2 protein-coding genes are annotated in these 1,127 nt (G+C 45.8%); both read left to right on the top strand.

The window, feature by feature from the left end; translation table 11 throughout:
- Nucleotides 1-898 (top strand): ABC transporter permease (locus R7044_RS24210; protein ID WP_225455872.1); only part of this gene is annotated, 898 nt, incomplete at its 5' end.
- Nucleotides 898-1,127 (top strand): ATP-binding cassette domain-containing protein (locus R7044_RS24215; protein ID WP_225455873.1); only part of this gene is annotated, 230 nt, incomplete at its 3' end. The genes R7044_RS24210 and R7044_RS24215, both read left to right, overlap by 1 nt.

Raw genomic sequence — 1,127 nt, forward strand, 5'->3', positions numbered from 1 at the left:
AATTATGCTGTTGATTGTTGTGCTGCTACTCAGTACAGAACGTTATAGCCGCAGAAAGCAGAAACTATTCCAAAGCCAATTTAACAGCCATGAAGATTTTCGTTACGAGTTAAGTGGCTGGAAAAAATGGGCGGCACTGGTGTGGTGTTGGGGACTGGTTGCTGTGGCGTTCATTTTGCCATTACTTCAGTTGATTGATTACTCCATTACTTACTTTGAGCAAAGCTGGACACCAGAATTCCGTGAGTACGCGTGGAACAGTCTTGTTGTGTCTGTCATTGCTGCGATCATCGGCGTGGCCGTTGCTCTTGTGGTTAACTTTACTCACCGAGTCAATGGCAAACGTGAAAGCCTTGCTTTTATGCGTCTTTCCTCAATGGGCTACGCAGTACCTGGAACGGTATTGGCGATCGGCGTGATGGTTGCCGTGCTGTTTATGGACTATCGCGTAAACGATATTGCGAAGGCGATGGAATGGGGTAGACCGGGGCTGATTTTCTCAGGCTCAATGTTTGCGTTGATCTTTGCGATGGTGGTGCGTTTCTCTGCTGTTGCGATTGGTAGTATCGAAAGTAATCTAAATAAAATTTCTCCATCGTTAGATATGGCGTCACGCACGATGGGATGTACGCCAAATACGATGCTGTGGCGAGTGCACTTTCCACTGGTAAAACGTGGTGCACTGATTGCGGCATTGTTGGTGTTTATTGAGTCGATGAAAGAGCTCAATGCCTCTCTGCTTCTGCGTCCATTCAATTTTGAAACACTGGCAACATACGTATATAACTTTGCCTCGGATGAGCATTTAGAATTGGCAGCTCTGCCTGCTGTATTGTTGGTTCTTGTTGGGTTGATCCCGCTTGTTGTTGTTAACCGTTCACTGGAGCAAAATCACTGATGAGCTGCGCACTATCAATTAAAAACCTAACTTGCCAATACGATGCTCAAACCGTTTTAGAGTCTTTGTCGCTAGAAGTGGAACAGGGGCAAATCGTTTGTCTTTTAGGGGCGAGTGGTTGTGGCAAAACGACATTGTTGAAAGCGATTGCTGGTTTGCTGCCTCTTACTTCTGGTCAAATGAGCTTAAATTGTCAGACGATTGATGATGGTGAAAATTGGTTGCCGCC

Source organism: Vibrio sp. 1402, assembly GCF_033340275.1.